This is a genomic window from Aminobacter sp. AP02 (assembly GCF_003148805.1).
Taxonomy (GTDB): Bacteria; Pseudomonadota; Alphaproteobacteria; order Rhizobiales; family Rhizobiaceae; genus Aminobacter.
The window spans coordinates 179,905-199,797 of record NZ_QGGX01000004.1 but is presented as its reverse complement, the minus strand read 5'-3'; the positions used below and the strand labels follow the sequence as shown (position 1 = coordinate 199,797).

The following is a 19,893-nucleotide window of genomic DNA, read 5'->3' as shown; positions in this document are numbered from 1 at the left end:
TCGAAGTTGTTATCTAATGCAGCCCAAACTCGCGTAGCAGCGCCTCGCGATGGCGCACGAATCGGACTTCGCTACGGTCGCGAGGACGCGGCAGATCGACGTCGATCAGTCGCGTCGTATCGCCCTTTTCCTTCGGCAGGATTAGCACGCGATCGGCGAGGTAGACCGCTTCCTCCAGGTCGTGGGTGACCACGATCATGGTGACGTTCTCTTCCCGCCAGATGCGGAAAAGTTCTTCCTGCATTGTTATCTTGGTCATGGCGTCGAGCGCACCAAGGGGCTCGTCGAGCAAGAGGAGTTCTGGCTGGACGGTGAGCGCTCGGGCGATGCCAACGCGCTGGGCCATGCCGCCGGAAAGCTGGCGTGGATAGGCATCTTCGAAATCGCTAAGGCCGACTAGGCGGATGTAGCCACGAGCGCGTTCTTCTGCCTCGGCCCGCGCGACGCCACGTACTTCGAGGCCAAAGGTCACGTTGCCGAGCACGTTGAGCCACGGTAATAGGCGTGGTTCTTGGAAAATCACCGCGCGTTCGGCACCGACGCCGCTGACAGGCGCGCCATCGATCATTACCCTGCCGCCGTCGGCCTGCTCCAGTCCGGCTAGCACGCGAAGCAGGGTTGTTTTGCCCGAGCCGCTAGCACCGACGATAACCAGGCACTCGCCCGGCTTGACGTCGAGGTCCAAGCCCTTGAGCACATTGAGCGAGCGGCCGTTGATGGTGAAGGACTTGGAGAGGTCTCTGATCGAGACCTCCCCGCGTTGGGCAGGTTGCGCAATCGTCATTTCGACCTCAGTTCGATTTCGCCTGGGCGTTGGGATCAAAAAGGATATCGGCGGCCTTCAGCTTGCCCTGGGACAGTTTGCCTTCGCGTTCCAGCGCGGCAACCCAGAACTCCAGGTCGCGCGGCACCGCCTGAGCGCCAGGTCGCAGGCCAAAACCGCGCCAATGCTTCGCCAGGTCGGCGTTCTCACCTCGATCTTTCAGGATCTTGGCCAACACCGCACGTGCCTCGTCCGGATGCTCCCGTGACCAGTCAGCGGCGCGGATCGATTGCTGCACGAAGTTGCGGGCGGCTTCGGGATGAGCTTCGATAAAATCACGACGCAGCACAACGAAGCCGCCCGCAATCTCGCCAAGCACGTCGGTGTCGTCGAAGACGGCACGCACGCCCCCATGCTCTTTTAATACGCCCTCGAAGGTGGATTGCCAGTAGCCTACGCCCGCGATGTCGACCTGACCGGAGCGTAGCGTCTGCTCAAGTTGTGGGCCGGGCACCACGACGAGGTTGGCGGCATGCAGCGGCAGTCCGTTCTGGTGTAGCGCCTCACGTACTGTGTAGTCGAGATGTGCACCCAGTGTGTTGACCGAGATTGACTTGCCGGCGATGTCCTTGATCGATTTGACAGGGCTTTCCTCCAGCACATAGAAGGTGCTCTGAACCTGATCGTTGATGCCGTTGGAGGCGTAGGCCGCGACGAAATCGTTGCCGCCGGCGATGGAGTTGATGACGGCCGAAGTTGCCGCTGAACCAAGGCCGACGCTTCCCGCAGCTAGCGCAAATAGCGAGGCGGGGCCACCCTGGGCATAGCCGACATTTTCAATCTTGATGCCGTTGTCCTTGAAGTAGCCAAGCTCGTTGGCAAGTTCGTGCGGGGAGATGCCGCCCTGACTCGCCAGGTAGCGGAAAGTGACCGGGTCAGCAGCAGCCGGGATGCTGTTGTAGACGGATGCGAGAAGGCCGGCGGCAACGACGGCTCCAATCTTCGAGAAACGGACTGACAACGACATTTGGTTGCTCCTTGAATTGCGGATTGTTGTCAGAAGAAGGCAGGATCTGGCATTGGCTGCGATCAGCCGATGACCTCGCTCCAGCGACACAGTCGCCGCTGCAGCGCGACTAGTGCGAAGTTGGCGATCAGACCGAGCGCGGCGAGCAGCAGGATTGCGGCAAACATCAGTGGGATCTGGAAGTTGTACTGAGCATTCATGACCTGGAAGCCGACCCCCTTGTTGGCGCCGATCATCTCCGAAGCGATGAGCAGAAGTAGTGCGGTGGTGGCCGAGAGCCTGAGGCCGACGAAGATGGACGGTACGGCGCCAGGGAGGACGACACGCCGGAAGACGGTCAGGCGTGACGCGCCATAAACGCGCGCCATCTCGATCAGCTTCTTGTCGACCTCCTTGACACCGCCAATGGTGTTCAAGAGCAGAGGGAACAGGGTCGCCCAGAAGATGACAAATATCTTCGAGGCCTCGCCGAGGCCTAGTAGCAGGATGAAGACTGGATAGAGCGCCAGCGCTGAGGTCTGACGGAACACCTGCAGGATCGGGTCCAATGCACGTTCAACCGCACGGACCTGGCCCATGATCAATCCAACCGGGATCGCGACCAAAACAGCCGCTACGAACGCCGTTCCTGAGCGCTGCAGACTGATTGCGATATCATCGAGCAGCGCCCCGCCGACAAGGCCGTCCCACAGGGCGGTGACAATCGCGTTCAGCGGCGGGAACACGGCGGCGTTGATCCAGCCAAGGCTGCTGGCGACCTGCCAAAGGGTCAGGAAGCTGAAAAGCATACCGTAGCGCGCGAGGAAACCGTCGGCTGCTTCAGATGCCTGTCGGAGCAATCCGGCGACGGATTTCTGTCTGCGAGGTTCGTGGCCGACGAAAAACGGCCGCTCGATCTGCTGCAAACTCATTGCCTTATCCTTTGCTTGTGGCGGATCATTCGGCGGCTGGCGCGAGCGCTCGTGCGGCCGCCCATGGGTTTTCGGGGCGTGGCAGCCCGAGATTTTCGCGCAGCGAGCGACCCTCGTAGGCTGTGCGGAACAGGCCGCGCCGCTGCAATTCCGGGATCACCAACTCGACGAAGTCGTCCAGCCCACCAGGTAGCCAAGGGGGCAGGATGTTAAAACCGTCGGCCGCCTCGTTGCGGAACCACTCTTCCAACTGGTCTGCGACCTGTTCTGCGCTGCCAACCACCGTATGGTGGCCGCGGGCGGTGGCGATCCACTGGTAGAGCTGACGGATCGTGAAATTGTGCTCTTCGGCGATCTGGCGGATCAGCGCCTGCCGGCTCTTCATGCCCTCGGTTTCCTTGCTCGGGGGCAGCGGGCCATCAAGCGGATAGCCGCGAATGTCGAGGGTCTGGCCAGCCAACCCGTTAAGAAGCCCGACGCCGTCGTCCGGCAGGATAAGGTCGGTCAGTTCCTGGTATTTCGCCTTGGCTTCCGCCTCAGTGCGGCCGACAAACGGCGCAACACCAGGCATGACCAGGACATGGTCGGGGTTGCGACCGGCGGCACGCACGCGCTTCTTGATATCGCGATAGAATTCCTGTGCCGATGCGAGGTTCTGGTGCGCGGTGAAGATGACCTCCGCCGACTGGGCAGCAAGCCCTCGCCCGTCCTCCGACTGCCCGGCCTGCACCACGACCGGATGGCCCTGGGGTGGCCGTGGCACGTTGAGCGGGCCCTTGACGCTGAAGTGCTTGCCGCGGTGGTCGATGTCGTGAACCTTGGCAGCGTCATAGAAGCGGCCGCTGGCCTTGTCACGGATGAAGGCATCGTCCTCCCAGCTGTCCCACAGCGCCTTGACCACCTCGACATGCTCATGCGCTCGCTCGTAGCGGTCCGCATGGTCGGGCTGCCTGTCGCGATTGAAGTTTTTCGCTGTCTCGTCGCCGGCGGAAGTCACGACGTTCCAGCCCGCGCGACCGCCTGTGAGCAAGTCGAGTGACGCGAACTTGCGTGCCAGTGTATAGGGCTCTTCATATGTGGTGGAGGCAGTAGCTATGAAGCCAATGTGGCTGGTCAGTGGAGCTAGTGCCGCAAACAATGTTACCGGCTCGAAACCAGCAATCTTGGCGTTACCACCCTCCCGTCCGCCGAGCCCAACGGACAGATTGTCGGCCAGGAAGTACGCATCGAACAGGCCGCGCTCGGCCGTCTCGGCCAAGCGCTTGTGAAACGCGAAGTTCGTCGCCCCGTCTGCGGGCGCGTCGGGATGGCGCCAGGCGGCAATGTGTTGGCCGCCACCGGGCAGAAATGCACCAAGCTTGATCTGTCTCGACTTGCGATGACTGGTCATTGAAATCTCCTGGCTTTTTTGGGCGAGCGTTGCCGATCCGCGCCTCACAACGCGTTCTGGGCAAACGGTCGGTCTTTGCAGGGCTGGCTAAGCGGCCAGGCTCACATTTTCAGTAGCGCCGATGGCACGACACGCTTCGATGACAGCCTGTTGCGCCCGGGCCTGGATTGTTTCGGAAACGAGCACGCCTTCGGCGAAGTCCTTAGCCGTCGCATAGATGGCGGTGGGCATGGTCAGCGCTTCGAAGAATCCAAAGAGCGGCCTAAGCTGGTGCTCCACGATAAGCGAATGACGTTCGCCGCCCCCGGTTGCGGCAAGGATCACTGGTTTTCCGCGAAGCGCAGCGGGGTCGAGCAGATCCAAGAAATGCTTGAACAGGCCTGTATAGCTGCCTTTGTATGTGGGCGAGCCGACGACCAGTACGTCGGCGGCAGCAATCAGCTCAACTAGATCGCGCGCAGATGGCTCGAGCTCATTGAGCTGCCGGGCCTGTCCCAGAGAAGTTCCGAGATCCTGAATGTCGAAGGTCCGAGAAACCCCACCGGATCGGAACGCAATCTGCCCAGCGATATGGTCAACGAACGTCAGGGTCTTGGACGGCCGTATGATGTTGCCTGAGATTCCCAATACGAGCTTCGCTGGCATCCCCTGCTCCTTGATTAACGTCTCTCCAAAAATCTACAAACTTTGTAGAATTAAGAGAGCCAGCTGATTGCTTACTGCCATTGAGATGGGGATTAGGTTTCTAAATGTGGATCAGTTGGCGGAACCCTCGTAGACTGATCCTCTGCGTCGACCCCGGTTTATAGCGAAGCCGCAGTATGCGGCGAGTTCCTCCATTCGAAACAGCGGAACACGAACGTCTCCGTTGTACCCGAGCACAAATCGACCGCAAAGTTGCCGGTAATGCGGGCACCTACCCCGCCTTGCCATGTGACCGAAGGCCGCCATAGTCGCCGGCAACACACGTCACTAGGGGTCGAAATTGGATAAGCTCCTGTTGAACGGCCCCCTGTGGTTGGCACCATGCGAAGGAAGCGGTTTGACATCCTGCCCCTTGGGATTCCGGTCGCTCGCATGCGTCTTGAGATGCTCGCCTGCATCTCGCTTCTTGCAGCCACGGCAACCGCTTTCGTAGGCACGATCGGTTTTGTCGGCCTGATCGGTCCGCATATTGCCCGCATGCTCGTGGGCGAGGACCAGCGATATTTCATCCCGGTTTCGGCCGCAGCGGGTGCAGGCATTCTCTCCATCGCCTCGACCTTGTCGAAGGCCATCACACCGGGGGTGATCTATCCCATCGGCATCATTACTGCGCTGGTCGGGGTACCGTTCTTCCTCAGCCTGGTGCTTTCCGTCCGGCGGGAGACCTGGCGATGAGCCTCGAGATCAGCGGACTGCGCTTCGCTTATGGCTCCAACGTTGTCTTCAGCGCGCTCGACGCCCAGCCTTTCCAGCGCGGCGAGATAACAGCGCTGATCGGGCCGAACGGTGTTGGCAAGTCGTCGCTGTTTCGGCTCGTTGCCGGATTGCTGAAGCCCGCCGCTGGAAAGATCAGCCTGGATGGCCGAGACACCGGTCGCCTGCCCGAGCGGCGTCGCGCTGAAAGTATCTTCTTGCTTACCCAGCACACCGCCATGCGTGCTGCGCTCGCCGTATTCGACGTCGTAATGCTGGCCAAGCGTGGCTGGCGCGGCGGCAAGGCGACTGACGCGGACATCTCGCATGTCGAGGAGATACTGAACCTTCTCGACATCGAACATCTGTCCGACCGCTTCGTTTCCGAACAGCGGCGGCCAGCAGCAGCTTGTCGCTTTGTCGCAAGCCTTGGTGCGAGATCCACAGGTGCTGTTGCTCGATGAACCTACCAGCGCGCTTGATCTTAGGCGTCAACTGGAAGTCCTGAACCTCGTCCGCAAGGTCACACGCGAACGAAAAATCATCACTTTCGCGGCGCTGCACGATCTGGCTCTGGCAAGTCGCTTCGCCGATCGCTTCGTCCTCATGCATAAGGGCAGCATTGCCGCCGACGGCCCGCCAGAAGATGTCCTGCGGGATGCGATCATCGGGCATGTCTATGGCGTGAAGTTGGAGATCGGGCGGAATGCCAAGGGTGACCTGATGGTCAACGCAGGTCTGGTCGAGGATTAGAAGACCTGACTAGCAACAAGGGCGACGTGGAAAGGTCCCATTCGGCAGTGACATGTGTGTCGCTAGTGATGATGAAACGAAAGGGGGCTTAGGCGGAGGAATGAAACCACGATCCCTGGCCGAGCAGGTCGAAATCCTTGCCGCGTGATTGGCCGTATGTCCGGCACTCTACGCGCTCCCATGTAGCCGTTGCAACAGCGCCCCCTTGCCAAAATGGGCGTCGGTCTTTAGCCCCTGTGCGGACAACACCCGGCCTTTCGCGCTAGGCTGACCGAGGCAACTTATGGACATTGAAGTCACCGACAGCCCCTCACCCGAGGACCTGAGCACGGTAGGTGATCACCTGACCGCCTTCAACGCGACCGACGTCGGGCCGGCGGAAAAGCGCCCACTGGCAGTGTTCGTACGTGGCGAGGGTGGTTCGGTCGTCGCCGGCATTTCCGGCTATACGGCCTGGGGGTGGCTCTATGTCCAGTGGCTGTGGGTGGACGACAGCCTGCGGGGGCAGAACGCGGCCTCACGCATGCTGCAGGCAGCCGAAGGCGAGGCCGCGGCACGAGGCTGCCATGGCGCCTACATCGACACCTTCAACCCGACAGCGCTGAAGGTCTACCAGCGCCAGGGCTACAAGCCGTTCGGTGAATTGCCGGATTTTCCGAAGGGCCGCACGCGAACCTTCCTGTCAAAACCGCTCTAGTCTAAGCGTCGCGGCGTAGCGCGAGATGGTCAGCCAGCGATGCGGCCACCCGTCATCGGCTGCGGCACGCCGGTCGTGCTCGGGAAGCTGACCGGCATCCCACGAAGCACACGCACAGCCAGAAACGCAAAGCACTCTGCTTCGACCGCGTCGCCACGCCAGCCGATCGTGTCTGCAGAAACCGCCTCGACGCCGGCGCGCTCGCGCATCATCTCCATGAAGGTCGGGTTGTGACGACCGCCGCCTGACACGAAGAGTTTTGTCGGGCGCTGCGGCAGGAGGTCGAGCGCTTTGCCGACGCACGAGGCGCTGAAAGCGGTCAGTGTTGCTGCGCCATCTTCATCGCTGAGCCCGTCAGCCATCGAAGCCGTGAAATCGAATCGATCGAGCGATTTCGGATACGGAGCCGTCAGATACGGATGCTCAAGCAGCCGCGCGAGCCTTGCCTCGTCGACGGAGCCGGCGGCGGCCAGCGCGCCGCCCTTGTCCATTTCGCCCAGGCCCCTCGCCTTGACGAAGTCGTTGATCGGCGCATTGGCGGGGCCCGTGTCGAAGGCGACGAGATCAGACTTGCCGTCCCACCAGGTGATGTTGCCGACGCCGCCGAGATTGAGGATTGCGCTGTCGCCGCTCGCCCCGGCCGTCCCGAGAAGTGCTGCGTGATAGGCTGCCGCGAGAGGTGCGCCCTGCCCGCCGGCGCGGATGTCGGCACTGCGGAAGTCGTAAACCACCTTGGTGCCGAGCAGCGACTGCATCAGTTCACCGTCACCCAGCTGGCGGGTCTCGCCTCGCGGGCCGCCCTTCTGGGGCCCGCGATGCAACACGGTCTGGCCGTGGAAGCCGACGACGCCGATGTCGGCCATCGTCATGCCAGCGCCCTCGACGACCTGTCTGACGGCGGCAGACTGGGCGCGGGTCAGCGCTTCCTCCGCCTCGGCAAAGATCGCCGGCTCGGGGCCCTCGAAATTCCACACGCGGGCTTCGGCCTGTGCCTTTTCCAGCATCGGCCGCACGGACGCCTCGTAAGGTACGAGCGCAAAGGGCCCGAACGCCTCGATTCGCTCGCCGTCGGTCTTGAGCAGCGCGACGTCGATGTTGCCGTCGAGCACGGTTCCGGTCATCAGCCCGACCGACCAGATGGGGTTCATGTTCAAGCTCCGTTGATGATGTCGCCGGTCTGGCGACGAAGATCGACAATCCCGCTGTCGAAATGGCGGGTCGGGTGAATGCGGTTGGTGAGCAGGGTCCAGGCGCGTCCGCTTTCGAAATCGATCCAGAGACCCGTACCGGTGAAGCCGGTGTGGCCAATCGTTTCAGGACTGCAGTGATCGCCGCCGGACCAGCCGTTGTAGGCATGTTCCCAGCCGTGGGTGCGCTTGTCCGACAGCGGCGTGCGGATAAGCTTGATGGTTTCCCGCGAGGCGCCGCTGCCGTCGAGCAGGCCCTGCGCAAAATCAAGAACTGAAGCCGCCGTGCCGAACAGTCCGGCATGGCCTGCTCCTTGAAGGGCCGAACAATTGTCGTCGTGAACCTCGCCCGACAGCACCCGGTGGCGCCAGGTGCAGTCTTCGGTCGCAGCCGACCGATCGGGATCGGCCGAAAAGGCAAAGCCCGCACCGGCATCCATGTCGCGGATCGACCGGCCGGACAGGCGCTCCATGGCAAGGCCGAGCAGGATGAAATTGATGTCGGAATAGACGGGTTGTGCGAGCTTTCTCCACTCGCGCTGCAGCACGAAAGTGCGCAGCAGGTCGGGGTCGCGGCCGTACGTGTAGACAGGTTCGACCGCAGGGAATGGCGTCTGGTGACCGAGGCACTGACGGAACGTGACCTGCCGCTCCCAGGCATTGGGGTCGTACTGGCGCAGATCGGCAAGCACCGAAGTCAGCGGCGCGTCGAGGTGGATTGTGCCAGCCTCTGCCAACGCCAGGATGCGCGGCGTGGTGAAGATCACCTTGGTCAGCGACGCCAGGTCGAACCAGGTGTCGTCACGCATCGCCCGTTCGTGGGGAACGCGCTGTGCAAGGCCGATCGACCTGGTGATGCGCCCGCCGCCCTTGTCGACGATGCCGAGCACCCCGCCGGGGATACGCCCCGTCTCGACGGACTGCGCCAGCACGGCGAAAGCGGGGCCGAAACGGTGGGGCAGCTCGTTGGTTGCCATCTTCGTCCCTCAGGCCTCCGCCCGAACCTTGTGGTCGCCGCCGACCTCGAGCCAATTCGCCACCGGCGGCTCGTAGCCGATGGGGCGCACCAGCGAGGGAACCTGGCGGGTGTCGAGCTCGAAATGCTGTTTGCGGCGGTCGATGGTGGGCACGGCGGCGATAAGCTTTTTTGTATAGGGATGCTGCGGGTCGGCGAGAACCGACTTCGCGTCGCCGATCTCGACAATCTGCCCGGCATACATCACCGCGACGCGGTGCGCGATACGCTCGACCACCGCCATATCATGCGAGATGAAAAGATAGGCGAGACCGTATTCACGCTGCAGGTCGACCAGGAGCTCCAGAACGCGGGCCTGGACCGATACGTCGAGTGCAGAGACCGCCTCGTCGAGCACGACGACGGAAGGGTTGAGCATCAGCGAGCGCGCAATGCACAGGCGCTGCCGCTGGCCGCCGGAGAACTGGTGCGGGTAACGCGCCAGGCTGTCCTCGGGCAGGCCGACGCGCTTGAGCAGCGCGACCATCCTGTCGCGAACCGCTGCGTCGACGGGCGCACCCGTGGCGACCACCGGCTCGGCCAAGATCTGCTCGACATTGAGGCGCGGGTTGAGCGAGGCGTAGGGGTTCTGGAACACCATCTGCACCGGCAACCGGCTCTGGCCGGGCCGGGCCGCCTGGGCCTCCACCGAAAATGCGCCCCGCGTCGGCGCGACGAGACCGAGCACGGCTCGCGCCGTAGTCGACTTGCCCGAGCCGCTCTCGCCGACGATCGCCAGCGTTTCTCCCGGCAACAGGTCGAAGCCGACGCCATCGACGGCGTGCACCGCGCCAACCGGCTTGCTGAACCAGCCCCCTTTCAGCGGATACCGCACGACGAGGTCATCGACTTCCAGCGTAGGCCTGGGCAGGGGCGCTGTCGCGCGCACTCCGTCCTCTCTCGCCGCAACGCCGCTGGAGAAATGCGGGACGGCATGCAGCAGGTGTTTGGTGTAGGGATGCTGCGGGGCGTCGAGGATCTGGCTCAGCTCGCCTTGCTCGACGACTTTGCCGTCCTGCATCACCATCACGCGGTCGGCGATGCCCGCGACAAGGCCGATGTCGTGGCTGATGAAGATCATCGACATGCCCGTCTCGCGCCGCAGTTCAGCCAGCAGCGCCATGATCTGTGCCTGCACGGTGACATCGAGTGCCGTCGTCGGCTCGTCGGCGATCAGGAGGCGCGGATTGCAGGCCAATGCCATGGCGATCATCACACGCTGCAGCATGCCGCCGGACAGTTCGTTCGGGGTCGCCTTCAGTCGCCGTTCGGCGTCGGGGATGCGCACCCGCTCGAGCGCCTCGCGGGCCGCTGCCCGCGCCTGCGCACCGGTCAGGCCGCGATGCAGCCGGAACGACTCTTCGATCTGGGTGCCGATGGTCAGCACCGGATTGAGCGAAGTCATCGGCTCCTGGAAGATGACGCCGATTTCAGCGCCGCGAATGCCCGTCAGCTCCTGCTTGGCGGCGCTGGTGATGTCCAAGACGCTGCCGTCGGCGCGTAGAAGCTCGATCTTGCCGCTGGTGATGCGGCCGCCGGCATAGTCGATCAGGCGATTGCTGGAGAGCGCGGTGACCGACTTGCCCGACCCGCTCTCGCCGACGATAGCCAGCACCTCGCCGACGCCGACATCGAAGCTGACCCCATGCACCACTTCCTTTGCGCTTGCTGGCGGGCCGAAGCTGACGTGGAGGTCATGGACCGAAAGGATCGGCTTCGTCATCTCATATGCCATCGTCACGCCCTCCTCGTCTTGGGGTCGAGGATGTCGCGCAGCGCATCGCCGAGAAGGTTGAAGCCGAGGATCGACAGCATGATGGCAACGGCCGGGAACGCCAGCAGCCATGGCGCCTGCTCCATCAGGTTGCGGCTGTCGCTCAGCATCAGGCCGAGCGACGAGGCCGGGGGCTGGGTGCCGAGGCCGAGGAAGCTGAGGCCGGCCTCGGTGAGTAGCGCCCAGGCCAGCGCCAGCGTCACCTGAACGGTGAGCGGTGCCACGAGGTTGAGCAGCAGGTGCCGGGTCAGGATGTACGAGCGGCTTGACCCGAAGGTGCGGGCGGCATCGACGAAATCGCGCGCCTTCAGCGACAGCGCCGGGCCGCGTACGACGCGGGTGAAGATCGGTGTGTAGACGATGCTGATGGCTGCCACGCTGGTCCAGGTGCCGGGGCCGACGATGGTGACGATCAGCAATGCCAGCAGGATTGCCGGAAACGCCAGCAGCACGTCCATCATGCGCATCATGACCGTGTCCCAGCGCTTGCCATACCACGCGGCGGTGAGGCCAAGCACGGTGCCGGCGAGCGTTGCGAGCGCTACGGAAAAGAAGGCCACGGTGAAGGACTGGCCGACACCCTTCATCAGGCGGCTCATCACGTCGCGGCCGAACAGGTCGGTGCCCATCCAGTAGGAGGACGTGGGCGCATGCAGGCGGTCGATGCGGTACTGCATCAGCGGGTCGTGCGGCGTCAGGCCTACGGCTCCCAGCAAGGCGACCAGCAGGTAGACCAGCACTATGGCGCCACCGATGCGGCCGCTCGGATGCGAAAAGATGGCCTTCACGACACGCATCAACGGCCCTCCAGGCGAATACGGGGGTCGAGCGCGGCATAGGCGAGGTCGACGAGCAAATTGACGATCATGAAGTTGAGGGCAATGAACAACACCGCACCCTGCACGAGCGCGTAATCGCGCTGGAGGATCGCCTCCAGCACCATGCGCCCGAGGCCAGGCAGGGCGTAGATTTGTTCGACGATGACGGCGCCGCCGAGCAGATAGCCGAATTCGATACCGCTCAGGGTGACGACCGGTACAAGCGCATTGGGCAGCGCGTGGCGCCAGATAACGCTGCGCTCGGAGGCGCCCTTGCTCCGGGCGGTGCGCACATAGTCGTCGCTCAAAACGTCGAGCATGGCCGAGCGTGACACGCGTGTCACCGACGCGGCGAAGGCACAACCCAGCGTGATCGCCGGCAGGATCATCTGGCTGAGGTTTTGGAGCGGGTCCTGCCAGAACGGGGTGAAGATGCCCATGGTCGGCAGCACGCCGAAGCCGGCCGAGAGGATGTAGATGAGTACGAGGCCGACCACGAAACTTGGCGTCGACTGGCCGATCATGGCCGCGATACGGACGCCGAGATCGGCTGGACGCTCGTTGCGGGTGGCCGCGTACACGCCTGCGGGGACACCGATCGACAGCGCGATCAGCATCGACAGCAGCGCAAGCTCGAGCGTCAAGGGAAAGCGCTCGAGTATGACCGCCAAGACCGGCTTGCCATAGGTGACCGAAATGCCGAGGTCGCCACGGAACAGACCGGTGAACCAGCGCCAGTACTGGACTGGCCAAGGTTGGTCGATGCCGAAATAGATCGCGAGCGAGTCGCGTTGCTGAGGCGTAAGAAGGCCAGCCTCGGTTCCAAGCATGGCAGTGATGGAGTCGCCCGGCACCAGCCGTATGGCAATGAAGACGACGACCGAAACCCCGATCAGGACCAATGGGAAGGCCTGGAGGCGACGTATCACGTAATTCATGTCATGCGCCCCATCTCGGGTTGAGGAACCGCATCGGTTCTGGAAGGGATTGGCCAAAGCGCGGCTTTCGCGGCGCTGGCGGTCGCCATCGGCTCAACGGCGACCGCCTACGGGCGGCAGTCAGGGAGAGTGCCCGCCGCCCAAAAGCAAGTTTGTTACTGCACGGTCACCTTGCCAAGGCTGACCAGCGAGCCGGTCGGCATCGGCACGAAGCCCTGCACGTTCTTCTGCTGCGCGGTGTAGCCGTAGCCGGTGTAGAGCCAGATCCACGGCGCCTTCTCGGCGAGCTGCTTGTCGAACTCGGCGAAGATCACCTTGCGCTTTTCCGGATCAGTCTCGGCGCGGCCGTCCTGCAGCAGCTTGTCCAGCGTGTCGTCGGCGAAGTTGGAAACCTTCTGCAGGTTGCCGTTCTTGGTCCAGTAGCGGTTGTACATGGTATAGGGATCCGGGCGACCGCCATTCAGCGCCACCGCCATGTCGAAGTCGCCCTTCAGCCAGGTGTCGACATAGACGTTGAGCTCCATCATCTTGATGTCGAGCTTGACGCCGATCTCGGCGAGTTGCGACTGCAGCACCTGGGCTTCGGCAGCGGCGGTAGGCGGCTCGCCGGTGGCAGCGATCACGGTGGCGCTGAAGCCATCTGCAAAGCCGGCATCGGCCATCAGCTTCTTGGCCTTCTCGATGTCCTGCTTGTAGCAGAAAAGCGAATTCGGATCGGACGCGAAGAACGGTGCGGTAATCGGCCCGGTCACCTTGCCTTCACCTAGGGATGCGGTGTCGAGCACCGCCTGGCGGTCGACCGCGCAGGAGATGGCCTGGCGCACGGCGAGTTCGTTCATCGGCTTGCGCGCCGGGTTGAGCTGAAGCACGTGGTAGGCGAGCAGCGGCGCGCGGTTGAGCTGCAGCTTGGGCTCATTGGGCACCAGCGTCGCGATCAGCGGATCGTTGAGCAGGGCGAAATCGACCTGGCCGGTGCGCATGGCAGCGAGGATCGCGGTTTCGTCGGGAAGAACGCTGATCTCGATGCCGTCAACGCCGGTAGCACCACCAGCCCAGTCCTTGTTGGCGACGAGCGCCGCCTTGGAGTTGGGATCCCACTTCTCCAGCTTGAACGGACCCGAGCCGACTGCCTTGGTGCCGATGGTGCCGGCCGCGATCTCGCTTGCCGAGACGATCGACGAGTTGGTGTCGGTCATGGCGGTCAGGATCGGCGCGTCGGGCTGCTTCAGCTTGAAGACGACGGTGCCGGAATCAGGCGCTTCGATCGCCTCGATGGACAGGTAGTTGGCGCGATTGACCGCACCGGTCGCCTCGTCGAGGATGCGCTCGAACGTTGCCTTGACATCGGCCGAGGTCACCGCGGCACCGTTCTGGAACTTGGCCTTGGGGTCGAGCTTGAAGGTGAGCTGCTTGCCGTCGGCTGAGAACTCCCACGACGTGGCGATGCCGGGAATGATCTTGAGGTCGGCATCGAGGCGCACGAGCGGCTCATAGATCAGCTCGAGCAGGCGCAGCGACGAGAACGCCGCCTGCTTGTGCGGGTCGAGGCCGGTGGCGTCCTGCGCCCAGGCCATGCGAAGCGTGGCTGCATCGGCATGCCCTGTAGCAGCCGACAAGCCGATCATTACGGCTGTCGTCGCCCCAAGGAAATGTTTGAACTTGCTGGTCATTTCTTCCTCCCTGTTACTCTTTCCCCTAGCGGCCGAATGGCCACCCGGATCACTTGGATGCCTGCTTCGCATCCTGGATTGCTTGCCGCAAGAAGCCGTTTGAACCATCCAGCTGAGATCTTGCTTCGGCGATGTCCATCCCCGTCATAACGATGAGGATTGCCAGTTTCACGTCATTGTCGGTCTGGGCCAGCGCCGCCTGCGCTTCCTCCAGCGTGCACTCGCTCGCCTGCATGACGATGCGGGCGGCGCGGGCCACGAGCTTCTTGTTCGAAGCCTTCAGGTCGACCATCAGGTTTTCGTAGGTCTTGCCGATGCCAATCATGCTGGCGGTGGTCAGCATGTTGAGCACGAGCTTTTCGGCCGTGCCCGACTTCATGCGCGTTGAACCCGTCAAGGCTTCGGGGCCGACGACGGGCGAAATGGCAATGTCGGCGATGGCAGCGATGGCGGAGTGGGGATTGCACGACAGCGCCACTGCCGTGGCGCCAACCTTTTTTGCATAATTCAGGCCGCCGATGACGTAGGGCGTACGGCCGCTCGCCGCGATACCTACGACGACGTCCTTGGCCGTCAGATCGATTTCGGCCAGCGCCTCGGCACCCCTGGCCTGGCTGTCTTCGGCACCTTCCGTCGCCTTCAGCAGGGCGCTGTAGCCGCCGGCAATGAGGCCAACCACCATGGTCGGCGGAACACGGAAAGTCGGAGGGCATTCGGAAGCGTCGAGGACGCCGATCCGGCCGCTCGTTCCGGCGCCCATATAGATCAGGCGCCCGCCTTGCCGGAAGGCAGCGATAGTGCGGTCGACGGCAGCCGCAATCTCGGGAATAACCTTCTCGACCGCGTGCGCGACAAGCTTGTCTTCGTCGTTGATCTTCCTGAGGACATCGACCGTCGGCAACAGGTCGATATCCATGGTGCGCGGGTTCCGCTCCTCGGAAACCAGACGCCCAAGTTCCGAAATCAAGGCTTGTTCTGACACGCTCGCCACCTGGCCGGATCTTGAAGTTGCGGCAGCCTCGCCGGGCCGGATCCCTAAGGCTCTCATAGACGTCCTAGAATGCAATATTCCTCGTGTCAATCATAGTTGGAATGGATTATTCCTTGGCATTTGGCACGTCCGCCGCATGGTCCAGTCGCCTGGCCAGGATGATCGCCCCCGAAACCGCGTCGCCATCGGCCGGCTTGAGGCGACGACGAACATCTGGTGCGAGCCAGGGTTCCAGTGGGCTTGCCAGACCACCGAGCAAGGTAACGCGCGGCGCGCCCTTGTCGAACAGCGTGCGGACGATGGTGTCGATCTGCTCGGCCGCGGCCTGAACGATGCGGCGACCGGCCGCGTCGCCCTGGTCGGCGTGGCGCATGACCGTCGGCGCCAAAGCCGCGTAGTCGGTCGCCGTCGCCCGGTCCATCCAGGCCACTGTTTCCATCGGGTCGTCGTGGAAACGCTGCATGACCTCAGTCAGTAGCGCCGAGCGGTCGTGCCTGCCGTCATGGGCGCGCAGCGCGAGTTGCACGGCCCTCAAGCCGAGGTCTGCGCCACTGCCCTCGTCCGAAATCGGGAAGCCGTAGCCACCGACCCGGAGGTCCCGCCCCTCGACGAAGCCCAGTCCTATCGATCCGGTGCCGGCGATGACGATCGCTCCGTCCTTGCCTGAATGGGCGCCGAGACATGCCCCCATACCGTCGCTGGTGAAGCCGGTGGCGGCAAATGGATGAGTTATCGCCTGCAGCGCCTCCAGTGCGCCTTTGCGGCCTATGCCGGCAAGTCCGATGCCAGCGAAGGTGCGCGAGAGTTCGGCGGGGCCGAAGCCGGCCTCTTCTGCTGCAGCACCAAATGCACGCGCGATCGACGCCCAGGCAATGTCGATGCCGAACCTCGTTGTTGCAGGACCCGACAGGCCCTGACCGAGCACATTGCCGGCCGCATCGACGATGCGGGCACGGCAGCCCGTACCGCCGCCATCGACGCCGAGAAAAAAGCGAGGCACGGCGGCGCTCGTCATCCCGCTATCCGCTCGATGGTCGCCCCGCACATCTGGAGCTTGCGATCGAGGCTCTCATAGCCTCGATCCAGGTGATAGACGCGATTGACGATGCTCTCGCCTTCGGCGACCAGCGCGGCGAGCACAAGCGACACCGACGCCCTGAGATCGGTGGCCATGACCTGTGCACCGCGCAGCGGCACACCCCCGCGCACCAGGGCCGTCGTGCCTTGCAACGTGATGTTGGCACCGAGGCGAACCAGCTCGGGCACATGCATGAAGCGGTTTTCGAAGACGGTCTCGCGCAACAGCGACGCGCCAGGCGCGCAGCACATCAGAGCCATGAACTGCGCTTGAAGATCGGTCGGAAAGCCGGGGTAAGGTTCTGTGGTGAGATCGACCGGCGCCAACGGGCCATTGCGCGAGACGATCAGACCGCGATCGCCGGGCCACACGCTGACGCCTGCCGCTTCCAGAACCTGGACAACGGACGCCATGTGTTCGAGCCGCGCGTTGGTCAGTTCCAGCTGCCCCCCGGTGATGGCAGCTGCAATGGCATAGGTTCCGGCCTCGATCCGGTCCGGAATCGTATGGTGGGCGGCCGCGCGCCAGGACGTGCGACCCTGGATCAGGATACGGTGTGTGCCCGCGCCTTCGATGTTTGCCCCCATGGCGTTGAGGCAGGCGGCGAGATCCATGACCTCGGGCTCGCGCGCGGCGTTGACGATTTCCGTCTCGCCCTTTGCCGTAGTTGCCGCCATCATCGCTGTTTCCGTCGCTCCCACCGAGGGTGAGCCCAGCACGATGCGCGTGCCGGTGAGACCTAGGGGCGCGGCGGCAACGATCGAGCCACCCTGGATACCAACGTCGGCGCCCAACTGCCCGAGTGCCTTGATGTGCATGTCGACAGGCCGCGCACCGATAGCGCAGCCGCCGGGCAGCGACACCTGGGCCTTGCCGAAACGGGCAAGCAGCGGACCGAGCACCAGCACCGTGGCGCGCATCTTGCGAACGGTGTCGTAGCTGGTTTCGCGGGACGAGGCACGGCTCGCGTCGATGCGCACGGTGCGACCCTGGCGGCTGATAGCGGCGCCATGTTGCGCAATGACGCCAAGCATGTTTTCGACGTCACTCACTGCGGGCAGGTTAGTCAGCTCGAGCGGTTCTGGGCTGAGCAGGGAGGCCGCGATCTGCGGCAAAGCCGCGTTCTTGGCACCTGATATGGCGACTGCCCCTTGCAGCCTCTGCCCGCCGACAATTCGCAACTTATCCATGCACAAGAATCCAGTCATCAACTGGTCGAAACCAGCCAAATTGAAGAGAGAGTTGATCGGATTATTCTTTCCTGTCAACCTCGCGTGGAATAATCTATTCCCTGATCTTCGCCAGACACGAGGCCCGAGGAGCTACATGTCGGTTCTCACGAAAATCATTGCGACGCTTGACACCATGGCGCCGGCTGACCGCCAGATTGGCCAGTTCATCGTCGACAACCCAGACGAGATGTTGCGCCTTTCGTCTGTGGCGCTCGGCGAGCAGACAGGCCGCAGCCAGTCCAGTGTGGTGAAGTTCGCGCAGAAGCTGGGTTATCCGAGCTACCAGCAGCTGAAGCTCGCGGTGAGCGAGGCCAAGGTCCAGCAATGGCAGGCACCGCCTGGCATGGTTCACGGCAGCATCGATCGCGCCGACGGCTACGTCGCTGTCCAGCAAAAGCTCGTGGCCGGCAAGCTCGCGGCTATGCAGCAAACAATGTCGGTCAACAGCGAGCAGACGGTTGCACGGGTTCTCGACCTGCTAGACCAGGCCGAGCGGATCCACCTTGCCGGGGTCAGCTCTTCTTCGTGGGTGGCGCGTGATTTCGCGATCAAGTTGATGAAGCTCGGCCGCAACGTGCTGCATGACAGCGACAGCCATGTTCAACTCGCAAGCGCTGCATCGCTTGGGCCACGCGACGTGATGCTGGCGTTCTCACACTCGGGCACGAGCATCGAGACGCTGCGCATAGCCGAACTTGCGAGCGAAAGCGGCGCAACCGTCGTTGCCGTCGCCTCCCTCCGAGACAATCCGCTGAGCGCGATCGCCGCCATCGTGCTCCATACGGCAAGCGACGAGGACGATGTGAGATCGTCCTCGATCACTGTCCGCGACGCGCAACTGGCCCTGACCGACCTGTTGTTCATCCTGCTGGTCCAGAGGCAGGCCGACGCCGGTGATCACATCCGCAAGAGCGAGGCCGCCGTCGCGGCTCTCAAGCTGGATGGCAGATTGCGCTGACCGGCAGACCTCCCACCCACCCGCCTGACCTCGCCGGGGCAATTCACGCCAATCGCCCTGACGATGAATCGTCCAATTTGGTGGCGTTGCGAGCATGTAATGTCATCGGGCCGGGCGATGCCAGCACCACAGACAAATCTCGCGCATTCGGATACAGGGGGAAATGCTCAAGAGGCTAGGCCGCTTCAATGGAGCCGAACCCGACCTGCGCTCGCCCAGTCAACCCTGTGTGGCCGCGATGAAGGAAAAGCTTGAGAGTGCCCCAAGGATAGTCAGGTTCGCCACCCCATGATCATTCGTCCCCTAGCCACTATGGTAATGCTTGCAGTCGCGGGATGCACAACGCCTCCAGCCGAGTACGCAGCCACCCTCTCGGCTCAAGACCCGAAATGGCGGTCGCCACAGTGCGAACAAGTTCGCCAGGCGGCCCTGAATTACGAGGCTGGAGAAAAGAAGCCATTGAGCATACCGGCCGGCATGCTGCTTGGCCCTTACGGGCTTGGGATCGCGCTGGCTGGCAAAGAGCATCAGGAGAAGAAAAGAAAGCAACTCAACCACGATATGCATATGCGATGCTCGAGCCTGCCCGTCCCAGAAAATTTGCAGATCAATTCCACTGCCGATTAGCTAGATCCGTTTGAGCAAAGGCGGACTGACAGCCAACATCATGCGCGTTGCCCACTGGCTGCGTCCTGACCTCCCCGCCGATTGCATTGTATCGGCGCGAATGAGGCCCAATCCTGCGAACGACGACTGTTCGCAAGGCCGCAAGCCGATCCGGTCGCTACCGGCACGATGGTGGTTTTGATGGCAAGCTACTGCGCCACCTTTACCTGCTCGATCTTGCCGTCGAAGGCGAAGGACTTTTCGCTGCCGTGTTGTCCTGGGCCAGAACAGGCGCGGCACCAAGCGCAATCGCAACGATCGCCGCACTCGCCCGCAGAGTGAACTTCATGCCCATGTCTTCCTCCAACCTTTGTTTTCTTTCGACCAGTCGGTCCGTCGATTCACCTATGGAGCTATTTGGGCCTCAGTCGCACACGCCTACAGCCCGATGTTCTTGGGCGGAAACTTCTTGAACGTCGCAGCATGAGCCTTGAGTTCTGCTGCCATGGAGGCGAGGAAGGCGTTCATGCGGTGCCCGACGGGGGTATTCTTCCTTGGGGTCGATGTAGAGGTTGAACAGCCACGGGGCGAGGCCGACATCGCTGACCGTGGTCATGTCGATGTTCAGCCACTGCGCCTTGGTCTCAACCACCTTGATGTGGATCTTGTATTCATACATCCGCATTG

The 19,893-nt window shown here is 62.9% G+C and carries 20 protein-coding genes and 1 pseudogene; 6 read left to right on the top strand and 15 right to left on the bottom strand.

The window, feature by feature from the left end:
• Positions 1-13 precede the first annotated feature (13 nt).
• From C8K44_RS06655 to msuE, 5 genes are all read right to left on the bottom strand, one after another.
• Positions 14-784, bottom strand: a complete 771-nt coding sequence (locus tag C8K44_RS06655) for an ABC transporter ATP-binding protein (protein WP_109574978.1) — start codon at positions 782-784, stop codon at positions 14-16.
• A 7-nt stretch (positions 785-791) separates the two neighbouring features.
• Positions 792-1,790 (bottom strand): ABC transporter substrate-binding protein, encoded by a 999-nt coding sequence (locus C8K44_RS06650; RefSeq protein ID WP_109574977.1) that lies wholly within the window; start codon positions 1,788-1,790, stop codon positions 792-794.
• A 62-nt stretch (positions 1,791-1,852) separates the two neighbouring features.
• Positions 1,853-2,701, bottom strand: coding sequence for an ABC transporter permease (locus tag C8K44_RS06645; protein WP_109574976.1), 849 nt, complete (start codon positions 2,699-2,701; stop codon positions 1,853-1,855).
• 25 nt (positions 2,702-2,726) lie between these two features.
• Complete coding sequence (locus C8K44_RS06640; RefSeq protein ID WP_109574975.1) at positions 2,727-4,091, bottom strand: LLM class flavin-dependent oxidoreductase; 1,365 nt, start codon at positions 4,089-4,091, stop codon at positions 2,727-2,729.
• Between the two features lie 87 nt (positions 4,092-4,178).
• Positions 4,179-4,736 (bottom strand): FMN reductase, encoded by a 558-nt coding sequence (gene msuE, locus C8K44_RS06635; RefSeq protein ID WP_109574974.1) that lies wholly within the window; start codon positions 4,734-4,736, stop codon positions 4,179-4,181.
• A 414-nt stretch (positions 4,737-5,150) separates the two neighbouring features.
• Here msuE and C8K44_RS06630 point away from each other — a divergent pair.
• From C8K44_RS06630 to C8K44_RS06615, 4 genes and pseudogenes are all read left to right on the top strand, one after another.
• Positions 5,151-5,471 (top strand): annotated as a pseudogene (locus C8K44_RS06630) (iron chelate uptake ABC transporter family permease subunit); the annotation flags it as partial.
• Positions 5,468-5,953: an ABC transporter ATP-binding protein gene (locus tag C8K44_RS06625; RefSeq protein WP_109574973.1), complete on the top strand. Its 486-nt coding sequence runs from the start codon at positions 5,468-5,470 to the stop codon at positions 5,951-5,953. The pseudogene C8K44_RS06630 and the gene C8K44_RS06625, both read left to right, overlap by 4 nt.
• Positions 5,937-6,242 carry a hypothetical protein gene (locus tag C8K44_RS06620; protein ID WP_245417385.1) on the top strand — a complete coding sequence of 102 codons (306 nt, stop codon included), beginning with the start codon at positions 5,937-5,939 and terminating at the stop codon, positions 6,240-6,242. The genes C8K44_RS06625 and C8K44_RS06620 overlap by 17 nt, the downstream gene beginning before the upstream one ends.
• A 283-nt stretch (positions 6,243-6,525) precedes the next feature.
• Positions 6,526-6,939, top strand: a complete 414-nt coding sequence (locus C8K44_RS06615) for a GNAT family N-acetyltransferase (RefSeq protein WP_109574971.1) — start codon at positions 6,526-6,528, stop codon at positions 6,937-6,939.
• 29 nt (positions 6,940-6,968) lie between these two features.
• On the opposite strand, the gene C8K44_RS06610 is transcribed toward C8K44_RS06615, so the two are convergent.
• The 9 genes from C8K44_RS06610 to murA all read right to left on the bottom strand — a co-directional run bounded on the left by C8K44_RS06610 (position 6,969) and on the right by murA (position 17,600).
• Positions 6,969-8,087: an anhydro-N-acetylmuramic acid kinase gene (locus C8K44_RS06610; protein WP_109574970.1), complete on the bottom strand. Its 1,119-nt coding sequence runs from the start codon at positions 8,085-8,087 to the stop codon at positions 6,969-6,971.
• Positions 8,088-8,089: 2 nt separating this feature from the next.
• Positions 8,090-9,103 (bottom strand): serine hydrolase, encoded by a 1,014-nt coding sequence (locus C8K44_RS06605; protein WP_109574969.1) that lies wholly within the window; start codon positions 9,101-9,103, stop codon positions 8,090-8,092.
• Positions 9,104-9,112: 9 nt separating this feature from the next.
• Positions 9,113-10,864: an ABC transporter ATP-binding protein gene (locus C8K44_RS06600; protein ID WP_109575102.1), complete on the bottom strand. Its 1,752-nt coding sequence runs from the start codon at positions 10,862-10,864 to the stop codon at positions 9,113-9,115.
• A gap of 14 nt (positions 10,865-10,878) precedes the next feature.
• On the bottom strand, positions 10,879-11,712 hold the full coding sequence (locus tag C8K44_RS06595) for an ABC transporter permease (RefSeq protein WP_109574968.1): 834 nt from the start codon (positions 11,710-11,712) through the stop codon (positions 10,879-10,881).
• Complete coding sequence (locus C8K44_RS06590; RefSeq protein ID WP_109574967.1) at positions 11,712-12,671, bottom strand: ABC transporter permease; 960 nt, start codon at positions 12,669-12,671, stop codon at positions 11,712-11,714. Before C8K44_RS06590 ends, C8K44_RS06595 begins: the two co-directional genes overlap by 1 nt.
• A 155-nt stretch (positions 12,672-12,826) precedes the next feature.
• The gene (locus C8K44_RS06585) at positions 12,827-14,341 is read right to left on the bottom strand and encodes an ABC transporter substrate-binding protein (RefSeq protein ID WP_109574966.1); all 1,515 of its coding nucleotides are present in this window, start codon (positions 14,339-14,341) and stop codon (positions 12,827-12,829) included.
• A gap of 49 nt (positions 14,342-14,390) precedes the next feature.
• A complete protein-coding gene (murQ, locus tag C8K44_RS06580; RefSeq protein WP_109575101.1) occupies positions 14,391-15,323 on the bottom strand; it encodes an N-acetylmuramic acid 6-phosphate etherase in 933 nt (310 codons plus the stop codon).
• Positions 15,324-15,438: 115 nt separating this feature from the next.
• Positions 15,439-16,347, bottom strand: coding sequence for an N-acetylglucosamine kinase (locus C8K44_RS06575; RefSeq protein ID WP_109574965.1), 909 nt, complete (start codon positions 16,345-16,347; stop codon positions 15,439-15,441).
• Positions 16,344-17,600: a UDP-N-acetylglucosamine 1-carboxyvinyltransferase gene (murA, locus tag C8K44_RS06570; protein WP_109574964.1), complete on the bottom strand. Its 1,257-nt coding sequence runs from the start codon at positions 17,598-17,600 to the stop codon at positions 16,344-16,346. Before murA ends, C8K44_RS06575 begins: the two co-directional genes overlap by 4 nt.
• Before the next feature lie 136 nt (positions 17,601-17,736).
• Here murA and C8K44_RS06565 point away from each other — a divergent pair, with 136 nt between their 5' ends.
• Positions 17,737-18,600 carry a MurR/RpiR family transcriptional regulator gene (locus C8K44_RS06565; RefSeq protein ID WP_109574963.1) on the top strand — a complete coding sequence of 288 codons (864 nt, stop codon included), beginning with the start codon at positions 17,737-17,739 and terminating at the stop codon, positions 18,598-18,600.
• Between the two features lie 288 nt (positions 18,601-18,888).
• A complete protein-coding gene (locus tag C8K44_RS06560) occupies positions 18,889-19,227 on the top strand; it encodes a hypothetical protein (protein WP_109574962.1) in 339 nt (112 codons plus the stop codon).
• 403 nt (positions 19,228-19,630) lie between these two features.
• Here C8K44_RS06560 and C8K44_RS27670 read toward each other — a convergent pair whose 3' ends face one another.
• Positions 19,631-19,885, bottom strand: a complete 255-nt coding sequence (locus C8K44_RS27670) for a hypothetical protein (protein WP_245417384.1) — start codon at positions 19,883-19,885, stop codon at positions 19,631-19,633.
• Between the last annotated feature and the right edge of the window lie 8 nt (positions 19,886-19,893).